We start from the raw sequence: 7,215 nt of genomic DNA, 5'->3' as shown, positions 1-7,215 counted from the left end.
GGAGCTGCACCCAGTAGTGCGGCCAGTACGCGCCGCCCAGGTTCACCCCGACCACTCCCCCGCCCAGCCAGCCGGCCATGATCACCCCGGTCGGCCCCGGCCGGCGTACCCGGCTCAGGGCGGCCGGGACGGCGCGCGGTGACGGCGGGGCGGCACGCGACGGGGACAGCCCGGCGCGCGGCAGGGACAGGGCGACCGTTACCGGCAGGGCGAGGGCGGCCAGTTCCGGGGCGGCGGCGCCGAGGCTGCGCAGCAGGGCGGCGGCCCGGTCACCGGACTGCGGGCCGCCCAGGGCGGCGAGCTGGTAGCCGGCCAGCGCGTGCCAGTACTCCGACCAGCCGACCGTCACCCCGTGCAGGGCGCACAGGGCGAGCGGCCCGGCCGCGCCGGCCAGCGCCGGGCCGTACCCGGAGAGGCGGCGGCCGGTGGTCACGGCCGCGACGGCCAGGGTGGCGGTGAGGCCGTCGACGCCCGAGGGTTTCATGGTGAGCGCGGCCCCGGCGGCGATGCCGGCGGCGACCAGCCAGCCCGGCCCGCCGTGCCGCCGCCAGCGCAGCGCGGCGACCACCGCGACGGTCGCCGGGACGCCGGCCAGCAGCTCGCCGTTGAGGGTGAACCCCTCCAGTCGGGGGGCCACCCCGACGGTCGCGTAGAGGGCCGCCGCGACCACGCCGGCCCGGCGGCCGGCGAGCTGCCAGCCGGCCGCGCCGACCGCCAGGGTGATCAGCGTGCCGGCGACCACCGCGCCGAGGCGGATCGCGCCGCCGTCGGGGTCCAGGTCGAGCAGCAGCCGGTACGTCAGGAGCAGCCCCTGGGGGCGGTCCAGCCACGCCTCGCGGTACAGCGGCACGCCCCGGGACCATTCCCGGGCGACGTGCGCGTACCCGCCCTCGTCCATGCCGAGGCCGGCGCCGACGAACGGCAGCCGGAGCACGGCGGCGAGCCCGGCGGCGGCCAGGATACCGACGCCGGCCGGGCTCGCGGAGACGCCCCGGGCGTGGGCGGCCCGGGCGTGGGCGGCCCGGGCGTGGGCGGCCCGGGCGTGGGCGGCCCGGCGGGCTGGGGCGGGCATGCCGGGCTCTTCCCGTTTCCACGCCGCCGAAGCGCGCACCGGGCGGATCGTTCGCGGCTGCGGCCCGCCGTGCGGGGTCGTCGGGTGGGCGGCGGGCGCCGGGGCGCCGGGCGGCAGCCTGGGTAGGCTCGGCAGATCATGGACGTTTCCGCTGTTCTGCTGCTGCTCGCGGCCGGTCTGGCCGCGGGCATGGTCAACGCGGCGGCCGGCGGCGGGTCCCTGATCACGTTCCCGGCGTTGCTCGCGGCCGGGCTGCCGCCGGTGCCGGCGAACGTCTCCAACTCGGTGGCCGTCGCCCCCGGCTACCTGGCCAGCGTGGCGGGGAGCTGGCGGGACCTGCCGCCCCGGCGGACGGTGGTGGCGCTGGTCCCGACCGCCGCGCTGGGCACGGTGGGCGGGACGCTGCTGCTGTTGAACACCCCGGCGCGGGCGTTCGAGCTGGTGGTGCCGTTCCTGGTGCTGGGCGCGACGGCGGTGCTGGCGTTCCAGGGGCCGCTGCGCCGGCTGGTCGGGCATCCGCGCGACGTGGGGCTGCGCCGCCGGGTGGTCACCCTCCAGGCGATGGTGCTGGTCGGCTCGGTGTACGGGGGGTACTTCGGCGCGGCGCTCGGGGTGATGCTGGTCGCCGGACTGGCGCTGGTACGTGACGACCCGCTGGTGCGGGTGACGGCGTTGAAGAACCTGCTCTCGGCGGTGGTCGGGGTGACCACGCTGGTGGTCTTCGCGGTGTTCGGGCCGGTCGACTGGGTGGCCGTGGCGGTGGTCGCCCCGGCCACCCTGGTCGGCGGGTACGCGGGCGCGCGGCTGGTGCGCCGGCTGCCGGCGGTGGCGCTGAGGACCCTGATCGTGGTCTTCGGCACGGTGATCGGCGGCTACCTGCTCTACCGCGCGCTGCGCTGAGGGTCGACCGGGTCGGGCGTCAGCTCGGGGAGGGGGTCGACCCGGGGGTCGCCCTCGTCGGCGAAGTAGTCGTCCGGCTCGGTGCCGTCGACGCCCTCGTCGACCTTCGCGGCCCGCAGCGCGAGGGTGACGAGCGCGGCGACGACCAGGTTGACCAGCACCGCCACGATCCCGACGTAGATGGTCTTCTTGGTGTCGACGCCGAACTCGGAGAGCGGGAACGCCGAGCCGCCGAAGTGCTTCCGCCCGTTCGCCGGGTTGGGGATCTGGTAGAGCATCCACATGCCCAACCCCATGCCGGCGGCCCAGCCGGCGATCAGCGCGCCCCGGTGGAACCAGCGGGTGTAGAGGCCCAGCGCCACCGCCGGCAACGTCTGGAGGATGATCACGCCGCCGATGAGTTGCAGGTCGATGGAGAACTGCGGGTCGAGGAAGACGATGCAGGCGACCGCGCCGACCTTCACCACCAGCGAGGTGACCTTCGATACGGTGGCCTCCTGGGCGGGGCTGGCGTCCCGGCGCAGGTACTCCTTGTAGATGTTGCGGGTGAACAGGTTCGCCGCCGCGATCGACATGATCGCCGCCGGGACGAGCGCGCCGATGCCGATGGCCGCGTACGCCACGCCGGTGAACCAGGCCGGGAACTGCTGGTCGAACAGCACGGGCACGACGGTGTTGCTGTCGACCGTGCCCTCCCTCGCGCCGGGCAGCGGCGTCACGTCGGCCGCGATGGCCATGAACCCGAGCAGCGCGATCAGCCCGAGCAGCAGGCTGTACGCAGGCAGCGCCGACATGTTCCGCTTGATCACGTCCCGGTTCCGGCTGGCCAGCACGCCGGTGAGGCTGTGCGGGTAGAGGAACAGCGCCAGCGCCGAGCCGAACGCCAGGGTGACGTACTGGAGCTGGTTGTTGGCGGTCAGCAGGATCCCGTCGTTGGGGTTGGCCGAGGCGGCGAACTTGGCGTCGGCGGCGTCGAAGATCTCACCCCAGCCGCCCAGCTTCTGCGGCAGCCAGAGCACCACGACCAGGATGACGACGTAGATCAGGGTGTCCTTGACGAACGCGATCAGCGCGGGCGCGCGCAGCCCCGACTGGTACGTGTAGGCGGCGAGGATGGCGAACGCAACGATGATCGGCAGGTGCCGGGCCAGGGTGCTCTCCCCGGTGACCCCCATCGTCTTGAGCACCGCCTCGATGCCGACGAGCTGCAACGCGATGTACGGCATAGTGGCGACGATCCCGGTGATCGCGATGATCAGGGCGAGCACCGGCGAGTCGAAGCGCTTACGGACGAAGTCGGCCGGGGTGACGAAGCCGTGCCGGTGCGACACCGACCAGAGCCGGACCAGCACCAGGAACACCAGCGGATAGACCACGATCGTGTACGGCACGGCGAAGAACCCGGCCGCGCCGGCCCCGAACACCAGGGCCGGCACCGCCACGAACGTGTACGCGGTGTAGAGGTCCCCGCCGATCAGGAACCAGGTGATCCAGCCGCCGAAGCTGCGCCCGCCCAGCCCCCACTCGTCCAGGTGGGCCATGTCCTTCGGGGCCCGCCACCGGGCGGCGACGAAACCCATCGCGCTGACCAGCAGGAACAGCACGGTGAAGATGACGATCTCGGTGAGGTTGTCCCGCCACATCAGCGACCACCCCGCCGCTTGGTCATTTGGTAGACGAGCGTCGTGGTGCCGACGCCCAGCAGGATGTACGCCAGCTGAAGCCAGTAGAAGCGCGGGAAGCCGAGGATCCGGGGCGCGTCACTGTTGAACAGCGCCGGGATCAACGGCACCACGATCGGCACGAGGAGCAGCCAGTTCCAGGGGCTGTGGTCCCTGCCCCGGGAACGCGTCGTGGTCGGCGGCTCCGGTCCGGTCCCGGCCATGCGCCCACCTCCGGAAGGTCGTGACGGACAGCAACAGCCCGGAGGTTATCGACGCGGTGACCGGCGTCACCCACCATTGTGGATCTCTGCGCTCAGCGGCGTCCCGCCTGCGCCGAGCGGCGTCACCCGGCGCGGGCGGGGGCACGGCTACGTCAGGTGGGCGGTGTCGTTGACGGAGCGGACGGCCACCCCGCCGTCCGGCCAGACGTCCAGCACGCAGATGCCGGCCGGGTCCAGGTAGAGGCGGTGCAGGAAGGCGTCCCCGGCGGCCAGCGCGTCCCGCAGCAGCAGCTTGATCGGGGAGACGTGCGAGACCACCACCACGGTCTGCCCGGGGTGCCCGGCCAGCAGCGCGTCCCGGGCCCGGCCGACCCGGGCGGCCACGTCGACGAACGACTCCCCGTCCGGCGGGGCCACCGCCGGGGAGGCCAGCCAGGCGTCCAGCTCGCCCGGCCACTCCTGGCGTACCTCGGCGAAGGTGCGCCCCTCCCAGGCCCCGAAGTCACATTCGACCAGGTCGTCGGAGGTACGCAGCGGGACGCCGCCGAGCGCGGCGGCGATCGGCCGGGCGGTGGCCGTACACCGGGACAGCGGTGAGCTGACCACGGCCGCGACGGCCGGGGCGAGGGCGGCCACCCGCGCGGCGGTGGCCCGCGCCTGCTCCCGGCCGCGCGGCGACAGCGGCACGTCGCCCCGGCCGGAGTAGCGGCGCTGCGCGGTCCACTCGGTCTGGCCGTGCCGGACCAGGATCAGCCGGGTCGCCTCGGCGGCGGCGCGCGGCTCCCAGGAGGCCGACCCGGTCGTCGGGTCGGCGCCGGTCGCCGCCGGACCCGGCGCGGTCGGCGCGGCGTCGGTCGGACCGGGCGCGGTCGGCGCGGCGACCGGGGCCGGGCCGGTGGGCGCGGCGGCCGGGTCGGCGCTGGTGGCGGTCCGGCCGGCGGTGGCGCGGGCGGCGGCCTCCCGGGCGGCGGCGCGGGCCGGCGAGTCGGGGGCGGCCAGCTCGCGCGGCGGCTCCACGATCCGCGGCGGCTCGACGACCGACCGTTTCGGGGTACGGCCGGCGGCGGCGTCCATCGCCGCGTTGGCCAGCGCGTCGGCGTGCCGGTTGCGTTCCCGGGGAATCCAGGTGAAGGTCACCGCGTCGAACCGGCGGACCAGCGCGGCGGCCTCGGCGGCCAGCGGACGCAGCCCCGGGTTCTTGATCTGCCACCGGCCGCACATCTGCTCGACGACCAGCTTGGAGTCCATCTTCGCCTCGACCCGGGACGCGCCCAGCTCGGCGGCGGCGGCGAGCCCGGCGATCAGCCCCCGGTACTCGGCGACGTTGTTGGTGGCGGTGCCGATCGCCTCGGCGCGTTCGAGCAGCACCTCACCGGTGTCGGCTTCCCGGACCACCGCGCCGTAGCCGGCCGGGCCCGGGTTGCCCCGGGAGCCCCCGTCGGCCTCGACGACGACGCTGGCCAGGCTCACAGGCCGGATTCGTTCGTGCGGACCATGATCCGGCGGCAGTCCTCGCAGCGCACCACCTCGTCCGGCGCGGCCTTGGCGATCCGGGCCCGGTCGGCCCCGGACAGGTCGAGCCGGCAGCCGCCGCAGCGTCCGCCGCGCAGCAGCGCCGCGCCCAGCCCGGTGGACTCACGGATCTTGTCGTAGAGGACGACCAGGTCGGTGGGGAGGTCGGCGGCGAGCGGCTGCCGGGCGGAGCGCTTGAACTCCTCCTCCTTGGCGATCTCGGCGAGGGTGCCGTCGCGCCGCTGCTCGGTCTCCGCGCGCCGGTCGCGCGCCTCGGTCAGCCGCTGCTCGATCCCGTCGAGTACGGACTGCGCGCCCTCCCGCTGCTCCATCAGCTCCAGCTCGGCGTCCTCCAGGTCGCTCTGCCGCCGCTGCAACGAGGCCAGCTCGTGCTGGAGCGCCTCCAGCTCGCGGGCCGGGCCGCTGCCGGCGGCCAGCCGGTCCTCGTTACGGGTCTTACGGGCGCGGACCTGGTCGACGTCCTTCTCCAGGCGGGCGATGTCCCGGTCCAGGTCGTCCACCGCCACCTGGGCCCGGACCCGCTGGTCCTCCAACGCGGACAACTCCCGGGCCAGCGCGTCCAGCTCGGCGTGTTCCGGCAGGGTACGACGACGGTGGGCGAGCTGGGCCAGGGCGGTGTCGATGGCCTGGAGGTCGAGCAGGCGGCGCTGCACTGCCGGTTCAGCCTTCACGTCGGGGCTCCTTAGTCGTCGTCCACGGCTTGGTCGTCGTCCACGGCTTGTCGTCGTCCGGGGCGGAGTGCGGGGCGGGGGCGGAGTGCGGGGCGGGGCGCCGGGCGGACCCGTCGCCGGGCCGTGGCGGGGTGGGGCTGGCGGCGTGCCCGGTCCACGGGTCGGTGTCCAGGTCGGAGACGTGCGTCTCGACGCCCAGGGTGGCCCGCAGGTGCTCGGCCAGGTCGTCCAGCCAGGGGCGTTCGGTGGCCCAGTGCGCGGCGTCCAGCAGCGCCGGCCCGCCCTCGGCGAGGTGCTCGCCGGCCGAATGGTGACGCAGGTCGGCGGTGAGGTAGGCGTCCACTCCGGCGGCGGTCGCGGCGGCGAGGAAACCGTCACCGGAGCCGCCGGTGACCGCGACGGTGCGCACGACGCGGGCCGGGTCGCCGGCCGCGCGTACCCCCCAGACGGTCGGCGGGAGCACGGCGGCGACGTGCCGGGTCAGCCCGGCCAGGGTCGTCGGCTCGGGCAGCTCGCCGATCCGGCCGATGCCCCGCCCGCCACCGTGCGCGGGGCTGCCCGGGGCGGCCGGCTGCAACGGGCGCAGGTCGGTCAGGCCCAGCCGGGCGGCGAGCGCGTCGGAGACGCCCGGGTGGGCCACGTCGGCGTTGGTGTGCGCCACGTACAGAGCGACGTCGCGTTTGATGAGCTGGTGCACGATCCGCCCCTTGAACGTGGTGGGCGCGACCGAGGAGACCCCCCGCAGCAGCAGCGGATGGTGCGCGACGATCAGGTCGGCCCCGACGGCGAGCGCCTCGGCGACGGTCTCCGGGACCACGTCCACCACGCAGGCCACCCGGCGGACCTCGGCGGTCGGCTCGCCGAGCACCAGCCCCACCCGGTCCCACTGTTCGGCCCAGGACGGCGGGTAGCGCCGCTCCAGGGCGGTCACCACGTCGGCCACCGTCAGCGGCGGGTTTCCGGTTGTGCTCACGGCGGGCCAGCTTACCGGCGTCGGCCCGATCCGCCGGTGACACCCGGCCCGCCGGAGCGTCCGGACGACGCCCGGCGGACGTCCCGCCCACGGTCGACGGGCACCCCGCCTGCGCCCCGCCAGCCCCCGGCCCCGACTCCCGACTCCCGGCTGCCGGCTGCCGGCTGCCGGCTGCCGGCTG

General features: G+C 75.4%; 7 protein-coding genes. 1 reads left to right on the top strand and 6 read right to left on the bottom strand.

The features are described 5' to 3' along the window. Positions 1 to 1,072 (bottom strand): glycosyltransferase family 39 protein (locus O7606_RS27570; RefSeq protein ID WP_281596908.1); only part of this gene is annotated, 1,072 nt, incomplete at its 3' end. A gap of 138 nt (positions 1,073 to 1,210) precedes the next feature. On the opposite strand from O7606_RS27570, the gene O7606_RS27565 reads away from it, so the two are divergent. Next, the gene (locus O7606_RS27565; protein WP_281596907.1) at positions 1,211 to 1,972 is read left to right on the top strand and encodes a sulfite exporter TauE/SafE family protein; all 762 of its coding nucleotides are present in this window, start codon (positions 1,211 to 1,213) and stop codon (positions 1,970 to 1,972) included. On the opposite strand, the gene O7606_RS27560 is transcribed toward O7606_RS27565, so the two are convergent. From O7606_RS27560 to O7606_RS27540, 5 genes are all read right to left on the bottom strand, one after another. Next, positions 1,954 to 3,615, bottom strand: coding sequence for a sodium:solute symporter (locus O7606_RS27560; RefSeq protein ID WP_281596906.1), 1,662 nt, complete (start codon positions 3,613 to 3,615; stop codon positions 1,954 to 1,956). The genes O7606_RS27565 and O7606_RS27560 overlap by 19 nt on opposite strands. After that, on the bottom strand, positions 3,615 to 3,857 hold the full coding sequence (locus O7606_RS27555; protein ID WP_281596905.1) for a DUF3311 domain-containing protein: 243 nt from the start codon (positions 3,855 to 3,857) through the stop codon (positions 3,615 to 3,617). The genes O7606_RS27560 and O7606_RS27555 overlap by 1 nt, the downstream gene beginning before the upstream one ends. Before the next feature lie 147 nt (positions 3,858 to 4,004). After that, positions 4,005 to 5,327 carry a bifunctional RNase H/acid phosphatase gene (locus O7606_RS27550; RefSeq protein ID WP_281596904.1) on the bottom strand — a complete coding sequence of 441 codons (1,323 nt, stop codon included), beginning with the start codon at positions 5,325 to 5,327 and terminating at the stop codon, positions 4,005 to 4,007. After that, entirely contained in the window at positions 5,324 to 6,061 is a 738-nt protein-coding gene (locus O7606_RS27545) for a C4-type zinc ribbon domain-containing protein (protein WP_281596903.1), read from the bottom strand. Before O7606_RS27545 ends, O7606_RS27550 begins: the two co-directional genes overlap by 4 nt. Then, positions 6,051 to 7,034: a Nif3-like dinuclear metal center hexameric protein gene (locus tag O7606_RS27540; protein WP_281596902.1), complete on the bottom strand. Its 984-nt coding sequence runs from the start codon at positions 7,032 to 7,034 to the stop codon at positions 6,051 to 6,053. The genes O7606_RS27545 and O7606_RS27540 overlap by 11 nt, the downstream gene beginning before the upstream one ends. Between the last annotated feature and the right edge of the window lie 181 nt (positions 7,035 to 7,215).

This window comes from Micromonospora sp. WMMD882, from assembly GCF_027497255.1.
Classification (GTDB): domain Bacteria; phylum Actinomycetota; class Actinomycetes; order Mycobacteriales; family Micromonosporaceae; genus Micromonospora.
The sequence above is the reverse complement of the archived record's forward strand: the minus strand, read 5'-3'. Positions and strand labels throughout refer to the sequence as shown.

What these genes read in the sequence shown, in the direction of transcription:
- O7606_RS27555 (WP_281596905.1), bottom strand. Translation starts at nt 3,857, where the DNA reads ATGGCCGGGACCGGACCGGAGCCGCCGACCACGACGCGTTCCCGGGGC.
- O7606_RS27565 (WP_281596907.1), top strand. Translation starts at nt 1,211, where the DNA reads ATGGACGTTTCCGCTGTTCTGCTGCTGCTCGCGGCCGGTCTGGCCGCG.
- O7606_RS27560 (WP_281596906.1), bottom strand. Translation starts at nt 3,615, where the DNA reads ATGTGGCGGGACAACCTCACCGAGATCGTCATCTTCACCGTGCTGTTC.